Raw genomic sequence first — 21,437 nt, forward strand, 5'->3', positions numbered from 1 at the left:
TACGGCGAGGAGTCCGGGCGGGTCACCCGCCCAAGGCCGGCAGGACCCGCTCCGCGAACAACCGCAGGCTCCGCCACCCCTCCTCCACCGGCATGCCGCCCGCGAGCGGATGCAGGACCAGGCTGTCCAGGCCCTGCGCCGCGCACTGCTCCGGCGTGAGGATCCGGTACACGCCCTCCGCGCGCAGCTCCCGCACCGTCGTGGCCGCCGACCGCACCGCCGAGCGGATCTGGTCCGACTGCCAGGAGGCGTACGTCCGCGCCTCGTGCAGGAAGTGCTCGCCGAACTCGGCCCAGGCCCGGTCCGGATCCTCGGCGACGTGGAGGAGCGGGGTCTCGGCGGCCGGCATCATCGTCCAGCCCTCGGTGCCGTACTCGGTGAGCCTCTCCTTGTAGTAGGCCTCCAGCTCCGGCAGGTGCGCGCTCGGGAAGAACGGCAGGCCGAGCCGCGCGGCCCGGCGGGCGGCGGCCTTCGAGGAGCCGCCCACCAGCAGCAGGGGGTGCGGGTCGGTGTACGGGCGCGGGGTGAGCCGTACGGTACGGCCCCGATAGCTGAACTCCTCGCCCGACCAGGCCTTCAGCAGCGTCTCCAGCAGCTCGTCCTGCAGCCGGCCCCGGCGCTTCCAGTCCACGCCGAACAGCGCGTACTCCTCGGGCCGGTACCCGATCCCGGCCACCGTCACCAGCCGGCCACCGCTCAGCAGGTCCAGTACGGCGATCTCCTCGGCCAGCCGCAACGGGTCGTGCAGCGGGCCGATCACCGCCGACACCGTGACGGCGATGTTCCGGGTCGCCCCGAACACCGCGGCCGCGAAGGCGAACGGCGACGGCAGCCAGTTGTCGTCGGCGCCGTGGTGCTCCTCGGTCTGCACGGTGGTGACGCCGTGCTCGTCCGCGTACGCCGCCATCGCCAGCGCGGCCCGGTAGCGGGCGGACAGGGCGGCGGGTCCGGCGCCGGGGGCGACCAGATTGAAACGTACGACCGTGACGGGCATGGGAAGTCCCCCTCCGGTGCGATGCGGTGGAGGGGGACGGTAGCTGACGAAGCGTCAGATGGCCAGGAGGGGTGCGCGGTGGAGCGGCGCTCCACGGAAGTGGCCGGGGCCGGTGGCGTCAGACGGTGGCCGGCTCGCTCTGCGCGGTGGGCTCTTCGGCCGGTGCCGGCGTGGTCACCGGCGGCTTCGGCAGCGCCAGGTACAGCAGACCCGAGATCACGATCGTGGCGACCCAGCCGAGGCCGTACTCACCGATGACGTTGTTCTTCGCGAGCGGGCCGGTGAACCAGTCCGAGGTGGTGAACATCAGGCCCGACAGCAGGCCGACCGCCCAGGCGGCCACGGCCGCGGGGGAGAAGCCGCCCCGGTACCAGTAGGCGCTGGAGCGCGTGGTGTCGGTCATGGCCCGGGCGTCGTACTCCGTGCGGCGCAGCATGTCCGCGCCGAAGACACCGACCCAGGCGGAGAAGGCGACCGCCAGCAGGGACAGGAAGGCGATGAACGAGCCCATGAAGCTCGTCGCCACCAGCATCAGCACTCCGCCGAAGATCAGCGAGATCACGGCGTTGACCGAGACCGCCCAGTGGCGCGGCACCTTGAAACCGAGGGTCTGCGCGGTGAAGCCGGCCGAGTACATCGACATCGAGTTGATCAGCAGCATGCCGATCAGCGCGATGCACAGGTACGGCACCGCGATCCACGTCGGCAGGATCTCCCCGAGGAAGGACACCGGGTCGGTCGCCGAGGCCAGGTCCGGCGTGGCGACCGCCATCACCGCGCCCATCAGCACCATCGGCAGGACCACGACACCGGCGCCACCGACCGCCGTGCCCACGATCGCCTTCGACGAGGCCGTGCGCGGCAGGTAGCGGGTGAAGTCCGGGGCGGACGGGATCCAGCTGACGCCGCCGGCCGCGATCATGCCGACACCGGTGATCACCGCGGCCGTGGAGCCGGCACCGTGGTCCATCACCTTCGACCAGTCGGTGTTCGCCACCAGGTAGCCCAGGACCAGCACCGAGAAGACGCCGAAGAGGTAGGTCGCGTACGTGTTGCACTTCTGCACGGCGTTGATGCCGAGCCCGGAGATCGCGAAGGTCGCCACGACGAACACCAGCAGCGTCACCATGTCCAGCACGCTGTTCGCCTTGATGCCGAACAGCATGTCCAGGATGGTGAGCAGCGCGTAGGCGCCGGTGACCGCGTTGATCGTCTCCCAGCCCCAGCGGGCGACCCAGATCAGCGAACCGGGCAGCAGGTTGCCGCGCTGCCCGAAGACCGCCCGCGACAGCGCCATGCCGGGGGCGCCGCCCCGCTTCCCGGCGATGCCGATCAGCCCGACCAGGCCGTACGACACGATCGGCGCGGTCACCGCGACGACGAGTGCCTGCCAGATGTTCAGGTGATAGGCCACGACGAGGCTCGCGCCCATCGTCAGCAGCAGCACGCTGATGTTCGCACCGACCCAGGTGGGGAACAGCTCACGGGTCTTCGCGGTGCGCTCGTGGTCGGGGACCTGCTCGATGCCTCGGGTCTCGAGAGCGCCTTCGGTCTCGACGGATTTGCTCATGAAAGAGGTGCCAGACATGGGGGGACAAGGTGACGAGGGGACTCTACGCGCGTTGACAGAGCCGCCACCATCGTACTTTGCTCCCAGTCCTCGTCATAAGTGGCGTTTGTCTCTCGGAGGAAGCCACAAACGAGCTTACGCCGTGGCCCATGGCTGATACTGGACGGGTTATGGAGACCATCATCCTTGCTGTAGTCATCGCCGTGGTCGTGCTCGGTGCGCTCGGCGGGCTCATCGTCGGCAGCCGGCGCAGGAAGCCGCTGCCTCCGCCGCCCCCCGCAGTCCCCGACATCACCGCGCCCCCGGCCGAGCCGCACGTCGGCGAAGAGGCCGAGACACCGCGCGACGAACCGCGCCGGACGATCGAGGAGGTGGACCTCCCGGGCGGCCCCGCACCGGTCGTCGTGGAGGAGCCGCCCACCGTCGAGGCTCCCGAGATCGAGATCCCGGAGCCCACCGCGGGCCGGCTCGTGCGCCTGCGCACCCGCCTGTCCCGCTCGCAGAACGCCCTCGGCAAGGGCCTGCTCACGCTGCTGTCGCGCGAGCACCTCGACGAGGAGACCTGGGAGGAGATCGAGGACACGCTGCTCACCGCCGACGTCGGCGTGCAGCCCACCCAGGAGCTGGTCGAGCGGCTGCGCGAGCGGGTGAAGGTGCTCGGCACCCGCACCCCGGCCGAGCTGCGCGGCCTGCTGCGCGACGAACTGCTCAAGCTGGTCGGCACGGACGTGGACCGCGTGGTGAAGACCGAGCCCGAGGACCGCAAGCCCGGCATCGTGATGGTCGTCGGGGTCAACGGCACCGGCAAGACCACCACCACCGGCAAGCTGGCCCGGGTGCTCGTCGCCGACGGCCGCACGGTCGTCCTCGGCGCCGCCGACACCTTCCGTGCCGCCGCCGCCGACCAGCTGCAGACCTGGGGCGAGCGGGTCGGCGCCCACACCGTGCGCGGGCCCGAGGCCGGCGACCCCGCCTCCGTCGCCTTCGACGCGGTCAAGGAGGGCAAGGAGATGGGGGTCGACGTCGTCCTCATCGACACCGCCGGCCGGCTGCACACCAAGACCGGCCTCATGGACGAGCTGGGCAAGGTCAAGCGGGTCGTGGAGAAGCACGCGCCGCTGGACGAGGTGCTGCTGGTCCTGGACGCCACCACCGGACAGAACGGCCTGGTGCAGGCCCGCGTCTTCGCCGAGGTCGTGGACATCACCGGCATCGTGCTGACCAAGCTGGACGGCACCGCCAAGGGCGGCATCGTCGTCGCGGTCCAGCGCGAGCTGGGCGTGCCGGTCAAGCTGATCGGACTCGGCGAGGGCGCGGACGATCTCGCGCCGTTCGAGCCGGAGGCGTTCGTGGACGCCCTCATCGGTGACTGACCACCTCCGGATCTCCGTAGGTGGTCGTACGGCGTAGGTGGTCGTACGGCCGGGACCGGTCCGCGGTGCTCGCGAGAAGCGCCCGCCCCCAAGGTGCAGCCGGGGGCGGGCGCTTCGTTCGCCGGGGGGTCAGGACCGTCGGGCCCTGGCCCGCGACCGGTGTGCCACGTAGGCCAGCGTGCCCAGCAGCAGCCGGGCCGCCGGGGGTTTCGTCGCCGAGTCCAGCGCGGGCGGACGCAGCCAGCGCACCGGGCCGAGGCCGCCGCGGTCGGAGGGTGGCGCGGTGATGCAGGCACCCGGGCCGAGTCCGTGCAGGTCCAGCGCGGCGGGGTCGTCCCAGCCCGTGCGGTAGAGCAACCGGGGGAGTTCCGTCGCCGCGCCCGGCGCGACGAAGAAGTGGGCGCGGCCGTCCGGGGTCACGGTCACCGGGCCGACGGGGAGGCCCATGCGCTCCAGCCGGACCAGGGCGCGGCACCCGGCGGCCTCGGAGACCTCGATGACGTCGAACGCACGCCCGACCGGCAGCATCACCGCGGCGCCCGGGAACTCGGACCAGGCCTTCGTCGCCTCGTCCAGCGTGGCCCCGGCCGGCACCGGGGACGCGAAGTCCAGCGGATGCGCACCCGGCGCCGGGCAGTCGGCCCGTCCGCACGAACAGGCGCCCGCCGCGGCCCGCGCTCCCGGCACCACGTCCCAGCCCCACAGCCCGGTGAACTCGGCGACGGTGGTGCACTCCGAGGAACGGCCGCGCCGGCGCGTGCCGGAGCGGATCTCGCGAATGCCGCCGATCGTGAAGCCCATGCCCCCTCCAACGGGTCCGGCGCGCCGGTGGTTACGACACGGAGCGAGACGGAAGCGGAACGTAACGCTACGGGTTCGCGTGCCCGCGGTGCCGTGAGATCAGGGCGGCGCATCGAAGCGAATGAGGTGGCGCACCTGAGGCCGTGCGCCCCTGGTATGCCTCACTCCGCCCACTTCCGGTCGTCCTATGTCAAGTGAATCGCGTGGACGCCATCGTGAGTTCATTCGAAGGGGTGGCGAATGGTGGCGTTTCCGGGATCCCCGTGGCTGGAGCGGTGATCGCGGGATTACTGTGAGTGTGCGAACCCTGGGGGCACATGCACTTCCGGGTATGCCGGAGGCAAGTCGGCAACTCGTTCGAAGGGTGAGAACCGGCGGACGGCGGGCCGTGCATACCGGCATCCTGATAGGGCTTGGCGCACCAGGGCGACAAGTGGTCTCAGGGATGGGGGCGTTCCAGTGGGCGGCAACGGCGGTAGCGGGGCGAGCGCTGACAAGCGCCCCAACGAGCTGCTCGGTTCGTGGTTCGTGCGCAGCGGCTGGTCCAAGGGCGAGCTGGCCCGTCAAGTGAACCGCAGGGCACGCCAGTTGGGCGCCAACCACATCTCCACCGACACCTCGCGCGTCCGGCGCTGGCTGGACGGGGAGAACCCGCGCGAGCCGATCCCGCGCATCCTCTCCGAGCTGTTCTCCGAGCGCTTCGGCTGCGTGGTCTCCATCGAGGACCTCGGCCTGCGCGCGGCCCGCCAGTCGCCCTCCGCCTCCGGCGTCGACCTCCCCTGGACGGGCCCGCAGACGGTCGCCCTGCTCAGCGAGTTCTCGCGCAGCGACCTGATGCTCGCCCGCCGCGGCTTCCTCGGCACCTCGCTCGCGCTGTCCGCGGGCCCCTCCCTCATCGAGCCCATGCAGCGCTGGCTCGTGCCCACCCCCGCCTCCCCGGCCCCGGCCGAGCCGGTTCCCGCTCTCGAGGCCCGCAGGCCGGGCCGGCTCTCGCAGCCCGAACTGGACCTGCTGGAGTCCACCACGCAGATGTTCCGCCAGTGGGACGCCCAGTGCGGCGGCGGTTTGCGCCGCAAGGCGGTCGTCGGCCAGCTGCACGAGGTCACCGACCTCCTCCAGGAGCCCCAGCCCGAGGCGACCACCCGCAGACTCTTCAAGGTGGCCGCCGAACTCGCCGAACTGGCCGGCTGGATGTCCTACGACGTGGGCCTGCAGCCGACCGCGCAGAAGTACTTCGTCCTCGCCCTGCACGCGGCCAAGGAGGCCGGGGACAAGCCGCTCGGCTCGTACGTCCTGTCCAGCATGAGCCGCCAGATGATCCATCTCGGCCGCCCCGACGACGCCCTGGAGCTGATCCACCTCGCCCAGTACGGCAGCCGGGACTGTGCGGGCCCGCGCACCCAGTCCATGCTGTATGCGATGGAGGCCCGCGCCTACGCCAACATGGGCCAGCCCGGCAAGACCAAACGCGCGGTCCGCATGGCCGAGGACACCTTCGCCGAGTCCGACGAGTGGGACGAGCCGGACCCCGACTGGATCCGCTTCTTCTCCGAGGCCGAGCTGTACGGCGAGAACTCCCACTCCTTCCGCGACCTCGCCTACGTCGCCGGCCGGAGCCCCACCTACGCCTCGCTGGCCGAGCCGCTCATGCAGCGGGCCGTGGAGCTGTTCGCCAAGGACGCCGAGCACCAGCGGTCCTACGCGCTCAACCTGATCGGCCTGGCCACCGTGCACCTGCTGCGCCGCGAACCCGAGAGCAGCACGGAGTACGCCTCGCAGGCCATGCACATCGCCAAGAAGGTCCGTTCCGAGCGGGTGAACACCCGTATCCGAAAGACGGTCGACACGGCCGTACGCGACTTCGGGGATCTCGCCGTCGTCGTCGACCTCACCGATCAGCTCGCCGTCGATCTGCCCGAGAGTGCCGAGGCGGTCTGAGCGTTCCGGTCACCCGAGCCCCGGCCGCGGCCGGTCCTCCCGAACTGCCCGACTCGGCTCCCCCACGCCAGGTCATCGAGAGGACCGCCGCGGCCGGCCTGTCTCCCCGCGGGATCCTCGCCCGGAAGGTTGCGCCACGATAACGGTCTCGCGGCCCTGTTTCCGGCACTTCATCGGCGCGTAACACACAGGGCGTCTTCGTCACCCCGGCGAAACAACGAGGGGCTTCCACCGAAACCGTGCTGCGTCAGTCTCATGGCGCATAACCGGCCCACCCCTCAACCGACCGGACCGCTCAGGCACCGCCCGCACGGGGCCGTACCAACGACGAGGAGACGCCGATGGCCCCAGCCATCACGCTTGCCGCGGAGGCACCCAAGCTTTCCTCCGCGAACACAGGCTTCATGCTCATCTGTTCCGCCCTGGTCCTTCTCATGACGCCGGGCCTGGCCTTCTTCTACGGAGGCATGGTCCGGGTCAAGAGCACCCTCAACATGCTGATGATGAGCTTCATCAGCATGGGCATCGTCACCATCCTCTGGGTGCTGTACGGCTTCTCCCTCGCCTTCGGCACGGGCTCCAGCCTCATCGGCTGGAACGCCGACTGGATCGGCCTCGGCAACGTGGGGCTGACGGAGCTGTGGGACGGCTACACCATCCCGGTCTTCGTCTTCATGGTCTTCCAGCTGATGTTCGCCATCATCACGCCGGCCCTGATAAGCGGCGCCCTCGCGGACCGCGTCAAATTCTCGGCCTGGGCCCTCTTCATCACGCTGTGGGTCACCATCGTCTACGTCCCGGTCGCCCACTGGGTCTGGGGCGCCGACGGCTGGGCCTTCAAGCTCGGCGTGATCGACTTCGCCGGCGGTACGGCGGTCCACATCAACGCCGGTGCCGCGGCCCTCGGCGTGATCCTGGTCATCGGCAGGCGCGTCGGCTTCAAGAAGGACCCGATGCGCCCGCACAGCCTCCCGCTGGTCATGCTCGGCGCGGGGCTGCTGTGGTTCGGCTGGTTCGGCTTCAACGCCGGCTCGTGGCTCGGCAACGACGACGGCGTCGGCGCGCTGATGTTCGTCAACACGCAGGTCGCGACGGCCGCCGCCATGCTGGCCTGGCTCGCCTATGAGAAGATCCGGCACGGCGCGTTCACCACGCTGGGCGCCGCCTCCGGCGCGGTCGCCGGCCTGGTCGCGATCACCCCGTCCGGCGGCGCGGTCTCGCCGCTCGGCGCGATCGCCGTGGGCGTCGTCGCCGGTGTCGCCTGCGCGGCGGCCGTCGGCCTGAAGTTCCGCTTCGGCTTCGACGACTCCCTCGACGTCGTCGGCGTCCACATGGTCGGCGGCATCATCGGGTCCCTGCTCATCGGCTTTCTCGCCACCGGCAAGGGCCAGTCCACCGCCACGGGCGTCTTCTACGGCGACCACTCCTTCGACCAGCTGTGGAAGCAGTGCGCCGGGGTCTTCGCGGTCCTCGCCTACTCCCTGATCGCCTCCGCGGTCCTCGCCTTCCTGCTCGATCGGACCATCGGGATGCGGGTGTCCGAGGACGAGGAGATCTCGGGCATCGACCAGGCGCAGCACGCCGAGACCGCGTACGACTTCAGCGGCGCCGGCGGCGGTGTCCTCGGTTCCGTCACCGCCTCGCCCCTGGCCGCCCCGCAGAACAGGAAGGTGGACGCATGAAGCTCATCACCGCCGTCGTCAAGCCCCACCGGCTGGACGAGATCAAGGAGGCCCTGCAGGCCTTCGGTGTCCAGGGGCTGACGGTCACCGAGGCCAGCGGCTACGGCCGGCAGCGAGGCCACACCGAGGTCTACCGGGGTGCCGAGTACACCGTCGACCTGGTACCCAAGATCCGTATCGAGGTGCTGGCCGAGGACGACGACGCCGAGCAACTGCTCGAGGTCATCGTCAAGGCCGCCCGGACGGGCAAGATCGGTGACGGCAAGGTCTGGGCCCTGCCGGTGGAGACGGCCGTACGGGTGCGCACCGGGGAGCGCGGGCCGGACGCGCTCTGAGCAGGGACGACGGAACAGGAGTCGCTGGGTGACGGGTACGGATGTACGGAACGAAACGGGTGGTTCGGGACCCAGCGGCTACGCGGCGGCCCGGCTGCGCCTCCTCACCGAGGGGGCGCGGTCCGGGCCGCCGCGCCGTACGGCCCTCGCCGAACTGACCGACGACTGGCTCGCCGGACTGTTCACGGCGGCGGCGCACGGGCTCGCGGGCGTCTCCCTCGTCGCCGTCGGCGGCTACGGCCGCGGCGAGCTGTCCCCGCGCAGCGACCTCGACCTCCTGCTGCTGCACGACGGCTCCGACCCCGGCACCGTCGCCGTCCTCGCCGACCGCCTCTGGTACCCGGTCTGGGATCTGGGGCTCGCCCTCGACCACTCCGTGCGCACCCCGGCCGAGGCCCGCAGGACGGCCGCCGAGGATCTGAAGGTCCAGCTCGGTCTCCTGGACGCCCGTCACCTCGCCGGCGACCCGGGCGTGACCGCCGCACTGCGCACCACCGTCCTCGCCGACTGGCGCAACGCGGCCCCCAAGCGACTCCCCGAACTGCAGGAACTCTGCGCGGATCGCGCGGAGCGGCAGGGCGAGCTGCAGTACCTGCTGGAACCCGACCTCAAGGAGGCCCGCGGTGGCCTCCGCGACGCCACCGCCCTGCGCGCGGTCGCCGCCTCCTGGCTCGCGGACGCCCCCCGCGAGGGCCTCGCGGACGCCCGCCGGCGCCTGCTCGACGTCCGGGACGCCCTGCACCTGGCCACCGGCCGTGCCACCGACCGGCTCGCGCTGCAGGAACAGGACCAGGTGGCGGCCGAGCTGGACCTGCTGGACGCCGACATCCTGCTGCGGCAGGTGTACGAGGCGGCGCGGGTCATCTCCTACGCCAGCGACGTCACCTGGCGGGAGGTGGGACGCGTGCTGCGCTCACGCGCCGTACGGCCGCGCCTGCGCGCCATGCTGGGCGGCGGCAAACCGGTCGCCGAACGCTCTCCGCTCGCCGAGGGCGTCGTCGAGCAGGACGGGGAGGCGGTGCTGGCCCGCGCCGCGCGCCCGGAACGCGATCCCGTGCTGCCGCTGCGCGCCGCGGCCGCCGCCGCACAGGCCGGCCTGCCGCTCTCCCTGCACGCCGTACGGCGGATGGCCGCCACCGCGGGCGCCCTGCCCACGCCCTGGCCCGCCGAGGCGCGCGAGCAGCTGGTGACGCTCCTCGGCTCCGGCCGCCCCACGGTGGACGTCTGGGAGGCCCTGGAGGCGGAAGGCCTGGTCAGCCGTCTACTGCCGGACTGGGAACGGGTCCGCTGCCGCCCGCAGCGCAACGCCGTCCACCTGTGGACGGTCGACCGCCACCTGATCGAGACGGCGGTCCGCGCCTCGGCTCTCACCCGGCACGTCAGCCGCCCCGACCTGCTGCTGGTCGCCGCCCTGCTGCACGACATCGGCAAGGGCTGGCCCGGCGACCACTCCGTGGCCGGCGAGATCATCGCCAAGGACGTCGCCGCACGGATCGGCTTCGACCGTACGGACGTGGCCGTGATCTCGACACTGGTCCGCCACCACCTGCTGCTCATCGAGACGGCCACCCGGCGCGACCTGGACGACCCGGCCACCGTCCGCTCGGTCGCCGAGACGGTGGGCACCCAGAGCACCCTGGAACTGCTGCACGCCCTGACGGAGGCCGACGCGCTCGCGACCGGCCCCGCCGCCTGGTCGTCCTGGCGCGGCTCGCTCGTCGCCGACCTGGTACGACGCGCCCGCGCCGTCCTCGCCGGAGACGCCCCCGAGGAGCCCGAGCCCGCCGCGGTCACGGCCGAGCAGGAACGCCTGGCCATCGAGGCCTTCCGCACCCGCGGCCCGGTCCTCGCCCTGCGCGCGCAGGCCGAACCGGTGCCGGAGGGCGAACCCTCCGGCGGGCCCGAGCCGCTCGGCGTGGAGCTCCTCATCGCCGTACCGGCGCGGCCCGCGGTGCTGCCCGCGGTGGCCGGTGTCCTCGCCGTGCACCGCCTCACGGTCCGCACCGCCGAGCTACGGGCCCTGCGGCTGCCCGACGACGTCGGTGACGTCGACGACGTCGACGAGGGGGCGGTCCTGCTGCTGAACTGGCGGGTGGCCGCCGAGTACGGCTCGCTGCCCCAGGCCGCCCGGCTGCGGGCCGACCTGGTCCGCGCCCTCGACGGCTCGCTCGACATCGCCGGCCGGCTCGCCGAGCGCGACGCGGCCTACCCGCACCGTCGCGGCCGCGCGGCCCCGCCCCCGCGCGTGACGGTGGCTCCCGCGGCCTCCCACCACGCCACGGTGATCGAGGTACGCGCACAGGACGCCCCCGGACTGCTGCACCGCATCGGGATGGCGCTGGAGAAGGCGGCGGTACGGGTGCGGAGCATGCACGTGAGCACCCTGGGGTCGAACGCGGTGGACGCGTTCTACGTCACCACCGGTACGGGCGCCGCACTCCCGGACGAGGACGCCGCGTCGCTGGCACGGGTGCTGGAGGAGACCCTGCGCGGGTGACCCCGCGGCGCCGCGGCCCGCCGTCCGTACCCCGCGGGTGGGGACGGCACCCCGGGGCGGCGCTTCGCCGCCGCCGGTCGCGCGATCGCCGCCGCCGTCCGTACCCGGTGGGTGGGGACGATTGTCTTGCGCGGCCGGATACCCTGGAAGCCGCTCACCCTGCCCCCGACTCCGAGGACCGACGCCGCCGTGTTCGATACTCTCTCCGACCGCCTCTCAGCGACCTTCAAGAATCTGCGCGGCAAGGGGCGTCTGAGCGAGGCGGACATCGACGCCACCGCACGCGAGATCCGTATCGCGCTGCTCGAGGCCGACGTGGCCCTGCCCGTCGTCCGCACGTTCATCAAGAACGTCAAGGAGCGCGCGCTCGGCGCCGAGGTCTCCAAGGCCCTCAACCCCGCGCAGCAGGTTCTGAAGATCGTCAACGACGAGCTCGTGACCATCCTGGGCGGCGAGACCCGGCGCCTGCGCTTCGCCAAGCAGCCGCCCACCGTGATCATGCTCGCGGGTCTGCAGGGTGCCGGTAAGACGACCCTCGCGGGCAAGCTCGGCCGGTGGCTGAAGGAGCAGGGCCACTCTCCGCTGCTGGTCGCGGCCGACCTCCAGCGCCCGAACGCCGTCAACCAGCTGAGCGTCGTCGCCGAGCGCGCGGGCGTCGCCGTCTACGCGCCGGAGCCGGGCAACGGCGTCGGCGACCCGGTGAAGGTCGCCAAGGACTCCATCGACCACGCGCGGTCCAAGGTCCACGACATCGTGATCGTGGACACCGCCGGCCGGCTCGGCATCGACCAGGAGATGATGCAGCAGGCCGCGGACATCCGCGACGCCGTCTCCCCGGACGAGATCCTGTTCGTCGTCGACGCGATGATCGGTCAGGACGCGGTCAACACCGCCGAGGCCTTCCGCGACGGCGTCGGCTTCGACGGCGTGGTGCTCTCCAAGCTCGACGGTGACGCCCGCGGTGGCGCGGCCCTGTCCATCCGGCAGATCACCGGCAAGCCGATCATGTTCGCGTCGAACGGCGAGAAGCTGGACGAGTTCGACGCCTTCCACCCTGACCGGATGGCCTCCCGCATCCTCGACATGGGTGACCTGCTCACCCTGATCGAGCAGGCGGAGAAGACCTTCAGCCAGGAAGAGGCCCAGAAAATGGCCTCGAAGCTGGCGTCCAAGAAGGGCCAGGAGTTCACCCTGGACGACTTCCTGTCCCAGATGGAGCAGGTCAGGAAGATGGGGTCGATCTCCAAGCTGCTCGGCATGCTGCCGGGCATGGGGCAGATCAAGGACCAGATCAACAACCTGGACGAGCGGGACGTGGACCGTGTCGCCGCGATCATCAAGTCGATGACCCCGGTCGAGCGCCAGGACCCGACGATCATCAACGGCTCCCGCCGGGCCCGTATCGCCAAGGGCTCGGGTGTCGACGTCAGCGCCGTGAAGAACCTCATCGAGCGGTTCTTCGAGGCCCGCAAGATGATGTCCCGCATGGCTCAGGGCGGCGGCATGCCGGGTATGCCGGGCATCCCGGGCATGGGCGGCGGCCCCGGCCGGACCAAGAAGCAGCCGAAGAAGGCCAAGGGCAAGCAGCGCTCGGGCAACCCGATGAAGCGCAAGCAGCAGGAGCTGGAGGAGGCCCAGCGCCGCGAGGCCGCCGCGCAGAGCGGGGGCGCCTTCGGACTGCCGCAGCAGGGCGGCGAGGACTTCGAACTGCCGGACGAGTTCAAGAAGTTCATGGGCTGAACCGGCCCCGCACAGCGCCTTGGGGGCGCCTCCGTTCGACGGGGGCGCCCCTAGGCGTGTGCCGGTGCCCGCGACCGTGCTGGGGCCGCCTTCGTACGACGGGGGTGCCTCTTGGCGTGTGCCGGTGCCCGCGACCGCCCCGGCGGGGTGGCGGGCGGGCGCGCGTCCGGACGGGTGAACCGGACGGGTGACCCGGTCGGCGTACCGAGCAAACGATTCGGCGGGTGACATCTGAGGGCAAGGCGCGGCCAGGGCCTCCGCGACCCGTGATCATGGGCGCGCGGCCGGCCGAGCGGCCCCGCCCCTCCCGGTCGCCTTGCTTCCGTGCGCCTATCAGAGGAGTTCGCCGTGCGTGTCCCCCGCCTGCTCACCGGTACTCTCGGCTCCGTCGCCCTCACGCTCGCCTTCCTGGCCGGCGGCCCGGCCACGGCGACCCCGGCGGCCGCCGATCCGTGCGGCTTCTACGAGACCGGCTCGGACGCCTACTACAACCACTGCACCTCCGACGGCTCCCATGTGGTGATCAGGGTCCAGGTGGCCCTGGCGGCGGACTACGACCGCTGCGTGGGCCCCGGCCGGACCTGGCTGGGCACCGCCAAGAAGATCCAGGGTGCCTACTACGCGGGCCGCACCTGCTGACGCCCCACGCCCCCCCGACGGTCGGCTCCGCCCGTGCTGTCGGTCGGCTCCGCCCGTACTGACGGTCGGCTCCGCCCATGGTCCGGCCGCTTCGGGTCCCTGTATGCGTCGGGCCCGTCCCTCCGGGGCCTCCGGTCGCCTCGGGCCCGTCCGCCCCTGGGCCGGCCTCCGGTCCGCCTAGGGCACGCGCGCCATGAGGTAGCGGAAGACGTTCGGCATCCACACGGTGCCGTCCTCGCGCCGGTGCGCGTGCAGGGCCTCCGTCAGCTCCTTGTCGACCTGCTTGGCGTCGGTCGCCGCGATCGCCGCATCGAACAGGCCGGTCGAGAGCAGTCCGCGCACGGCGCTGTCGAGGCCGGCGTAGCCGAACGGGCAGGCGACCCGGCCCGAGCCGTCCGGTTTCAGCCCGGCCCGCTGGGCGACCTCCTCCAGGTCGTCCCGCCGGGCCGGCCGCCAGCTCTGCGCGCTGCGCAGCGGATCGGCCAGTTTGGTGGCCACCCGCAGCACCGAGGAGGTGGCGCAGCGCTCCGGCGGACCCCAGCCGGCCAGCACCACGCAGGCCCCGCGCGCGGCCTGCGGCAGCGCGGCCGCGAGCTGCTCGCCGAGCCCTTCGGAGTCACCCGCGAGACAGCCGACCGGCTCGAACACGGTCACCAGGGTGTACGCGGCCGTCTCCGCGTCGGCCGCGTCCCCCGCGTCCCGCGGTCCACCGCCCACGAGCTTCACGGCCGTACGCGCGCGGGCGCCGCGGCAGCCGCGGACGCCGTGCCGGGTGTCCGGGAGCAGGCGCTCGCGCGCGAGGGCGAGCCGTTCGGGGGAGGAGTCGACGCCGGTCACCGCGGCCGCCCCGCTGGACGCCGCCAGCAGCAGCGCGAGCCCCGAGCCGCAGCGCAGGCCCAGCAGCCTGGTGGCAGGGCCCACTTCGAGCCGTTCGTAGACCGCTTGGTAGAGCGGGACCAGCATCCGTTCCTGGATCTCCGACCAGTCACGCGCGCGTGCGCACCGGTCCACGCGGGGTGTGGAGTCCGCAGGAGGCCGGTGCTGCCGCACGAGCGTAGGTGTCATAGGTAAGCGCCCCAATCCGCCGACAGTTCGCCGCTGTGCCCGGTTGCGTGGCCCCCGTGCCGTGCGCGCGCACTTCCCACGTATGCCAGGTAACTCCCGGCTCGCGGTGCCGTCCAGGGGTCGTGGGGTCCGGCTTGGGGTCCGGGCACCAGTGTGGCGAGATTTCACATCCCGGCAATCCGGATGGCCCTACGGTGACCGCTCCGGGCGAACGCGCCGGTCCCGGGGGTCGCGGCAGCGCGCGGTAACGTCACGACCGTCACGGACGCTGATCAGGATGAGGCTCGCACCGAGTGCGGCCGAAACCCGTCTTGCGTATCCGGCGGCCACGCTCGCACTCCCGTGCTACACGACGGTCGTACCGTCGCCTACGCACCAGCTTGGTATGAGCTGTGAGGCTTCTCCGCAGATCAGCGCACCCGCCCTCGTCAGGACGCATCAGTGCCAACTGACGGGTACGTGCAAATTATTTGGGATGCCCCGGAATCGGAACACAGCGGCACCCACGCTCGTTGTCATTACGTGAGCACGACACAGACACCACCTGTTCTCGCCGCAGAGCTGGCGCAGGCGTGGGCCGACATTCAGCGGTACCACCCCGAGCTGCCTGACCTTGCCGCGCCAGAGTCCCTGATCGGAGAGTCGTCGTCCGCGTGCGGGCACGAGCTCTCCTTCGAGCGGCTGCTCCATGAGGCAGTCCACGGCATCGCCGCCTCCCGCGGCATCCGCGACACCTCCCGGGCCGGCCGCTACCACAACCGTCGTTTCCTCGCGATCGCCGAGGAGCTGGGCCTCGACCACCCCGAGGAGCCGCACCCGAGCAGCGGTTTCTCACTGGTCACGCTCAACCCCGAGGCGAAGCGGCGCTACCGCCCGACCATCGAGCGGCTGCAGCGCGCGCTGAAGGCCCACACGGCAGCCACCTCCTCGGACACCTCCCGCACCTTCCGCGGCCCGGCCGCCCGGCACGGCTCCTCGGGCGGCGGCGTCCGGGTCAAGGCGGTCTGCGACTGCGGGCGCAACGTCCGGGTGGTTCCGTCGGTCCTGGCCCAGGCGCCGATCGTGTGCGGCGGTTGCGGCAAGCCGTTCCGCATCCCGGAGATCGTGGGAGCGGCGTAGCGCGGGGCCGCCTGGAACCGGCATCTCGTGGGTGCCGGACCGGGGCGGCGGCTTCGCGGCGCCGGGCGGCGCACCCGACGTACGGTCACCTCCGCGCCGGGTGCCACCCCGTCATGCCCCGAAGTTCCCCGAGCCGCCCGCGGCCGAAAGCGCCCCACAGGGTGTGGCACAATGGTCAGCTGTACTCGACAGTCGCACAGGACCCCTCTCTCCTCCGGCTGACGCGTCCATCGGGCACTCGGGTACCGCAACCCCACGCGGCAGCTCGCCGTGCCCACCCACGTCAAAACCAGGAGAACCCACTCCAGTGGCAGTCAAGATCAAGCTGAAGCGTCTGGGCAAGATCCGTTCGCCTCACTACCGCATCGTCGTCGCCGACTCCCGTACCCGCCGTGACGGCCGGGCCATCGAGGAGATCGGCAAGTACCACCCGACCTACAACCCGTCGGTCATGGAGGTGGACGCCGAGCGCGTGGCGTACTGGCTGGGTGTCGGCGCGCAGCCGACCGAGCCGGTTCTCGCCATCCTGAAGAAGACCGGCGACTGGCAGAAGTTCAAGGGCGAGCCCGCCCCGGCGCCGCTGCTCGTCGCCGAGCCGAAGTCGACCCGCCCGTCGTTCGAGGCTCTCGGCGGTGACGACGAGGGCAAGGGTGAGGCCATCACCCAGAAGAAGAAGGCTGAGAAGAAGGACGAGGCCGCGGCTGAGTCCGAGTCGACCGAGGCCTGAGCACCATGCTCGAAGAGGCGCTTGAGCACCTCGTGAAGGGCATCGTCGACAACCCTGACGATGTGCAGGTCGCCTCGCGCGACCTGCGCCGCGGGCGCGTGCTGGAGGTCCGGGTCCACCCCGACGACCTCGGCAAGGTGATCGGCCGCAACGGCCGCACCGCGCGTGCCCTGCGTACCGTCGTGGGTGCCATCGGCGGTCGCGGTGTGCGCGTCGACCTCGTCGACGTGGACCACGTCCGCTGACGCTTCAGTGCAACCGGCTCGGGCCGGGGAGGGCCCCTGGGCCGTCCCCGGCCCGCAGTCGTACGACAGGAGATCTGTACACGTGCAGCTGGTAGTCGCACGGATCGGCCGCGCCCACGGCATCAAGGGCGAGGTCACCGTCGAGGTACGTACCGACGAGCCCGAGCTGCGGCTCGCCCCGGGCGCCGTCCTGGCCACCGACCCGGCCACCACCGGGCCCCTCACGATCGCCACCGGCCGCGTCCACAGCGGCCGGCTGCTGCTGCGCTTCGAGGGCGTCACCGACCGCACCGGCGCAGAGGCCCTGCGCAACACCCTGCTGATCGCGGAGATCGACCCCGAGGAACTTCCCGAGGGCGAGGACGAGTACTACGACCATCAGCTCATCGACCTCGACGTGGTCACCGAGGACGGTACGGAGATCGGCCGGATCACGGAGATCTCCCACCTGCCCTCCCAGGACCTGTTCATCGTCGAGCGCCCGGACGGCAGCGAGGTCCTGATCCCCTTCGTGGGCGAGATCGTCACCGAGATCGACCTGGCGGAGCAGAGGGCGGTCATCGCGCCTCCGCCCGGCCTGATCGACGACCGCGCCGAGATCGCGTCGTCCAGGGACGACGGCGAATGAGGCTCGACGTCGTCACGATCTTCCCGGAGTACCTGGAGCCGCTGAACGTCTCCCTCGTCGGCAAGGCACGCGCGCGTGGCCGGCTGGACGTGCACGTCCACGACCTGCGTGGCTGGACGTACGACCGGCACAACACGGTCGACGACACCCCGTACGGCGGCGGACCCGGCATGGTCATGAAGACCGAGCCCTGGGGCGACGCCCTGGACACCGTCCTCGCCGACGGCTACGAGGCCGGCACCCGGGCCCCCGCCCTGATCGTCCCCACCCCGAGCGGCCGCCCCTTCACCCAGGAACTGGCCGTCGAGCTGTCCGAGCGCCCGTGGCTGATCTTCACCCCGGCCCGCTACGAGGGCATCGACCGGCGGGTGATGGACGAGTACGCGACCCGCATGCCCGTCTACGAGGTCTCCATCGGCGACTACGTCCTGGCCGGCGGAGAGGCGGCCGTGCTCGTCGTCACCGAGGCCGTCGCCCGGCTGCTGCCCGGCGTCCTCGGCAACGCCGAGTCCCACCGCGACGACTCCTTCGCGCCGGGTGCGATGGCCAACCTCCTCGAAGGCCCCGTCTACACCAAGCCGCCCGCGTGGCGTGGCCGGACCATCCCCGACGTCCTGCTCAGCGGCCACCACGGGAAGATCGCCCGCTGGCGCCGCGACGAGGCCCTCAGGCGTACGACGGCCAACCGGCCCGATCTGATCGAGCGCTGCGTCCCCGCGGCCTTCGACAAGAAGGACCGCGAGATGCTCTCCATCCTGGGCTGGGAACCGGTCCCCGAAGGAGAGGGCCACGGCCGATTTTGGCGCCGGGCCGAGGGCGTGGAAGAATAGGCGGCTGTTGTGCGTCCGTCCGGCGCGCGTCCCTGCCACAGGGGGACACGACGCCCGCTCCGACCCGCACGGCAGACCTCGTATACACCTAGTTGCCGTTGATGGCCTGTGGCATCAGCGAAGAAAGCAGACGAAATGTCTCACCTGCTCGACACCGTCGACACCGCGTCGCTGCGCAGTGACATCCCGGCCTTCCGCCCGGGTGACACCGTCAACGTCCACGTCCGCGTCATCGAGGGCAACCGCTCGCGTGTGCAGCAGTTCAAGGGCGTCGTGATCCGCCGCCAGGGCTCCGGTGTCCGCGAGACCTTCACGGTCCGCAAGGTCTCTTTCTCCGTCGGCGTCGAGCGCACCTTCCCGGTGCACACCCCGATCGTCGAGAAGATCGAGCTCGTCACCCGTGGTGACGTGCGCCGCGCCAAGCTGTACTACCTCCGTGACCTGCGCGGCAAGGCCGCGAAGATCAAGGAGAAGCGCGAGAGCTGAGCGCCTCCCCGGCGTCACGGCGGGGCCGGATAACATCTGGCTCCGATGGACACCGAAGCACAGCCGGCAGAACGCGACCGCTCCTCCCACCCGGACTCTCCGGGGACGGAGGGCCGGTCGCGTTTCGCGTTGCCGGCGCGGATCGCCGAGTCGGTCCCGGGCGGCCGGATCACCCTCACCGTCTTCCTCTGCCTGGCCTTTTTGCTCCTTCTCAACGCTTTCGTGGTGCAACCGTTCCAGATTCCGAGCGGATCCATGGAACAGGGACTGAGGATCGGGGACCGCGTTCTCGTAAACAAGTTGGCGTACCGTTTCGGTGCCCAGCCGCGCCGCGGTGACGTGATTGTGTTCGACGGCACCGGGTATTTCGGGGACGCGGACTACATCAAGCGCGTTGTCGGGGTGGGGGGAGACCATGTGGTCTGCTGTGACAAGGAGGCAAGGATCGAGGTGAACGACCGGCCGGTCGACGAGACGTCGTTCCTCTATCCCGGGGACAGCGCCTCCGGCGTGCCCTTCGACGTCGTCGTGCCCGCGGGCCGCCTCTTCGTCCTCGGCGACCACCGCGGTGACTCCAGCGACTCCCGCGACCACCTCGGCTCGCCCGGCGGCGGCATGATCCCCACGGGTGACGTGATCGGCCGGGCCGACTGGATCGTGTGGCCCCACGGGCGCTGGACCCACCTGACGCGGCCGTCCGCCTACGCGCGCGTGCCCGCCGCCCCCGGCGAGGCCGCCCATGGGTAACCGCGGCAAACCGCGCGGAGTGCCCAGCACGCCCGCCGAGAACCTGCTGCCCACCGGGTCCCGCCGCACCGCCACGCCCGGAGGCGGCCGCACGCGCGCGGAGCGCCGCAAACTGCAGCGCAAGGTCAAGCGCAAGCGCCGCCGTTCGGCCGTGCGGGAGATCCCCCTCCTGGTCGGTGTCGCCGTCCTCATAGCGCTGGTGCTGAAGACCTTCCTCGTCCAGGCGTTCGTGATCCCCTCCGGTTCCATGGAGCAGACGATCCGGATCGGCGACCGCGTACTGGTCGACAAGTTCACCCCCTGGTTCGGCTCCGAGCCGCAGCGCGGGGACGTGGTCGTCTTCCACGACCCCGGTGGCTGGCTCGCCGACGAACAGACCGCGAAGAAGAACGACCCCATCGTCGTCAAGCAGCTCAAGGAAGGCCTCACCTTCATCGGCCTGCTGCCCTCCGACAACGAGAAGGACCTGATCAAGCGGGTCATCGGGGTCGGTGGCGACCACGTCAAGTGCTGCGACGCGCAGGGCCGCCTGACCGTCAACGGCGTACCGCTCACCGAGGGGCCCTACATCTACCCGGGGGACGCGCCCTCCGCGACCCCGTTCGACATCACCGTCCCCCAGGGCCGGCTGTGGGTGATGGGCGACCACCGCGGCAACTCCGCGGACTCCCGCTTCCACCAGAACACGCCCTACGGCGGCACGGTCTCCGAGGACTCGGTGGTCGGCCGCGCCATGATCATCGGCTGGCCGGTCGGCCACTGGACGCGCCTGGAGGAACCTAAAACCTTCGCAAGCGTCACCGACTCCGTGTCGGGGGCGACCGCGGGCCCCCGGCCGTCGCATAGGGTTGCCTCCGAGGATCAGAACGGACTGACCCGACTCCCGACCCCTGCGGAACTCCCGCTCGTTATGGGAGTGGTGGGCCTGCACCGTTTCCGGAGCAGGCGGCGGCACGGAGTAAGGAGTTGGCGTGGGGGATGTGGCGGTTGGCGCACGTTCGGGACACGACGGCGAGGAGCACCGCGGGCACCCCGTGGAAGGCGGCGCCCGGGAACCGGAAGGCGTCATGAGCTCCGGGAGTGACGCGGCGCCGGGCGGCGACGGCACGCCGGAGGACGGGCAGCGCGCGGGCGGCGGCGCCGTGGGCACGGACGAGCCCCCGGCCCGGTCGGGCAAGCCGCGCTCCTTCTGGAAGGAGCTGCCGATCCTCATCGTGATCGCGCTGGTCCTGGCGCTGCTGATCAAGACGTTCCTGGTGCAGGCGTTCTCGATCCCGTCCGACTCGATGCAGAACACCCTTCAGCAGGGCGACCGCGTCCTGGTCGACAAGCTGACCCCGTGGTTCGGCTCCGAGCCCGAGCGCGGCGAGGTCGTCGTCTTCCACGACCCGGACAACTGGCTGGCCGGCGAGCCCGCGCCCAACCCGAACGCCGTGCAGAAGGTGCTCAGCTGGATCGGCCTGATGCCGTCCGCCGAGGAGAAGGACCTGATCAAGCGGACCATCGGCGTCGGCGGTGACACGGTCCAGTGCAAGGGCGACGGCCCGCTGACGGTCAACGGCAAGGCACTCAACGAGCCCTACGTCTACCCGGGCAACACGCCGTGCACCGACGACGAACTGGGCGGCCAGTTCAAGGTCAAGGTGCCCAAGGGCTTCATCTGGGTGATGGGCGACCACCGCCAGAACTCCCGCGACTCCCGCTACAACCAGTCCGACAAGAACCACGGCATGGTCCCCGTCGACAAGGTCGTCGGCCGCGCCATCGTCAAGGCCTGGCCGATCAACCGCTGGGGCACCCTGCCCGTCCCCGACACCTTCGACCAGCCCGGCCTCGGCCGGCAGTCCACCGCGTCCGCGTCCTTGACCGTCGCGCCCCAGGGCGTGGCCGTCGCGGCGGTGCTGCCGGTGGTCGTGTGGCGGCGCAGGCGGGCGGACCGGCTGCGCTCCACGACCGAGCCGAAGGCGACCGCCGGGAAGCGGTGACTCCGCCCGTCGCGCTCCTCGCCGTGGGCCCCCACC

The 21,437-nt window shown here is 71.5% G+C and carries 20 protein-coding genes; 16 read left to right on the forward strand and 4 right to left on the reverse strand.

The features are described from left to right. Window positions 1–22: 22 nt before the first annotated feature. Window positions 23–994, reverse strand: a complete 972-nt coding sequence (locus tag ACGFT2_RS15860) for an LLM class flavin-dependent oxidoreductase (protein ID WP_393278160.1) — start codon at window positions 992–994, stop codon at window positions 23–25. A gap of 118 nt (window positions 995–1,112) precedes the next feature. After that, window positions 1,113–2,564, reverse strand: coding sequence for a cytosine permease (locus ACGFT2_RS15865; protein ID WP_393278162.1), 1,452 nt, complete (start codon window positions 2,562–2,564; stop codon window positions 1,113–1,115). Between the two features lie 170 nt (window positions 2,565–2,734). On the opposite strand from ACGFT2_RS15865, the gene ftsY reads away from it, so the two are divergent. After that, complete coding sequence (gene ftsY / locus ACGFT2_RS15870) at window positions 2,735–3,937, forward strand: signal recognition particle-docking protein FtsY (protein WP_393278418.1); 1,203 nt, start codon at window positions 2,735–2,737, stop codon at window positions 3,935–3,937. A 129-nt stretch (window positions 3,938–4,066) separates the two neighbouring features. Here the strand turns inward: ftsY and ACGFT2_RS15875 are convergent, their stop codons facing one another. Then, on the reverse strand, window positions 4,067–4,738 hold the full coding sequence (locus tag ACGFT2_RS15875; RefSeq protein WP_393278164.1) for a bifunctional DNA primase/polymerase: 672 nt from the start codon (window positions 4,736–4,738) through the stop codon (window positions 4,067–4,069). A 459-nt stretch (window positions 4,739–5,197) separates the two neighbouring features. Here ACGFT2_RS15875 and ACGFT2_RS15880 point away from each other — a divergent pair, with 459 nt between their 5' ends. From ACGFT2_RS15880 to ACGFT2_RS15905, 6 genes are all read left to right on the forward strand, one after another. Next, complete coding sequence (locus tag ACGFT2_RS15880; protein WP_393278166.1) at window positions 5,198–6,676, forward strand: hypothetical protein; 1,479 nt, start codon at window positions 5,198–5,200, stop codon at window positions 6,674–6,676. A 341-nt stretch (window positions 6,677–7,017) separates the two neighbouring features. Next, window positions 7,018–8,358, forward strand: coding sequence for an ammonium transporter (locus ACGFT2_RS15885; protein ID WP_393278168.1), 1,341 nt, complete (start codon window positions 7,018–7,020; stop codon window positions 8,356–8,358). After that, the gene (locus ACGFT2_RS15890; protein WP_393278170.1) at window positions 8,355–8,693 is read left to right on the forward strand and encodes a P-II family nitrogen regulator; all 339 of its coding nucleotides are present in this window, start codon (window positions 8,355–8,357) and stop codon (window positions 8,691–8,693) included. The genes ACGFT2_RS15885 and ACGFT2_RS15890 overlap by 4 nt, the downstream gene beginning before the upstream one ends. Window positions 8,694–8,721: 28 nt before the next feature. Further along, on the forward strand, window positions 8,722–11,190 hold the full coding sequence (locus ACGFT2_RS15895; RefSeq protein WP_393278172.1) for a [protein-PII] uridylyltransferase: 2,469 nt from the start codon (window positions 8,722–8,724) through the stop codon (window positions 11,188–11,190). Between the two features lie 189 nt (window positions 11,191–11,379). Next, the gene (ffh, locus tag ACGFT2_RS15900; RefSeq protein WP_393278174.1) at window positions 11,380–12,930 is read left to right on the forward strand and encodes a signal recognition particle protein; all 1,551 of its coding nucleotides are present in this window, start codon (window positions 11,380–11,382) and stop codon (window positions 12,928–12,930) included. 348 nt (window positions 12,931–13,278) lie between these two features. Further along, window positions 13,279–13,569 carry a DUF6355 family natural product biosynthesis protein gene (locus ACGFT2_RS15905; protein ID WP_393278176.1) on the forward strand — a complete coding sequence of 97 codons (291 nt, stop codon included), beginning with the start codon at window positions 13,279–13,281 and terminating at the stop codon, window positions 13,567–13,569. Between the two features lie 177 nt (window positions 13,570–13,746). Here ACGFT2_RS15905 and ACGFT2_RS15910 read toward each other — a convergent pair whose 3' ends face one another. Next, a complete protein-coding gene (locus tag ACGFT2_RS15910; RefSeq protein ID WP_393278178.1) occupies window positions 13,747–14,634 on the reverse strand; it encodes an SAM-dependent methyltransferase in 888 nt (295 codons plus the stop codon). A gap of 522 nt (window positions 14,635–15,156) precedes the next feature. Here ACGFT2_RS15910 and ACGFT2_RS15915 point away from each other — a divergent pair. From ACGFT2_RS15915 to lepB (ACGFT2_RS15955), 9 genes are all read left to right on the forward strand, one after another. After that, window positions 15,157–15,753, forward strand: coding sequence for a hypothetical protein (locus ACGFT2_RS15915; protein ID WP_393278180.1), 597 nt, complete (start codon window positions 15,157–15,159; stop codon window positions 15,751–15,753). Window positions 15,754–16,060: 307 nt separating this feature from the next. Further along, entirely contained in the window at window positions 16,061–16,480 is a 420-nt protein-coding gene (gene rpsP / locus ACGFT2_RS15920; protein ID WP_388389265.1) for a 30S ribosomal protein S16, read from the forward strand. Window positions 16,481–16,485: 5 nt separating this feature from the next. Further along, entirely contained in the window at window positions 16,486–16,725 is a 240-nt protein-coding gene (locus tag ACGFT2_RS15925) for an RNA-binding protein (RefSeq protein WP_005479813.1), read from the forward strand. Between the two features lie 82 nt (window positions 16,726–16,807). Further along, window positions 16,808–17,353, forward strand: coding sequence for a ribosome maturation factor RimM (gene rimM / locus ACGFT2_RS15930; protein WP_393278182.1), 546 nt, complete (start codon window positions 16,808–16,810; stop codon window positions 17,351–17,353). Continuing rightward, window positions 17,350–18,183 (forward strand): tRNA (guanosine(37)-N1)-methyltransferase TrmD, encoded by an 834-nt coding sequence (trmD, locus tag ACGFT2_RS15935; protein WP_393278184.1) that lies wholly within the window; start codon window positions 17,350–17,352, stop codon window positions 18,181–18,183. The genes rimM and trmD overlap by 4 nt, the downstream gene beginning before the upstream one ends. A 135-nt stretch (window positions 18,184–18,318) precedes the next feature. Beyond that, window positions 18,319–18,669, forward strand: a complete 351-nt coding sequence (gene rplS, locus ACGFT2_RS15940; RefSeq protein ID WP_393278186.1) for a 50S ribosomal protein L19 — start codon at window positions 18,319–18,321, stop codon at window positions 18,667–18,669. A gap of 45 nt (window positions 18,670–18,714) precedes the next feature. Next, window positions 18,715–19,416, forward strand: a complete 702-nt coding sequence (lepB, locus tag ACGFT2_RS15945) for a signal peptidase I (RefSeq protein ID WP_393278188.1) — start codon at window positions 18,715–18,717, stop codon at window positions 19,414–19,416. Continuing rightward, window positions 19,409–20,500 (forward strand): signal peptidase I, encoded by a 1,092-nt coding sequence (gene lepB / locus ACGFT2_RS15950; protein WP_393278190.1) that lies wholly within the window; start codon window positions 19,409–19,411, stop codon window positions 20,498–20,500. The genes lepB (ACGFT2_RS15945) and lepB (ACGFT2_RS15950) overlap by 8 nt, the downstream gene beginning before the upstream one ends. After that, window positions 20,388–21,401, forward strand: a complete 1,014-nt coding sequence (lepB, locus tag ACGFT2_RS15955) for a signal peptidase I (protein ID WP_393278192.1) — start codon at window positions 20,388–20,390, stop codon at window positions 21,399–21,401. Before lepB (ACGFT2_RS15950) ends, lepB (ACGFT2_RS15955) begins: the two co-directional genes overlap by 113 nt. Window positions 21,402–21,437 lie beyond the last annotated feature (36 nt).

It is taken from the genome of Streptomyces sp. NPDC048514 (assembly GCF_043199955.1).
Classification (GTDB): domain Bacteria; phylum Actinomycetota; class Actinomycetes; order Streptomycetales; family Streptomycetaceae; genus Streptomyces.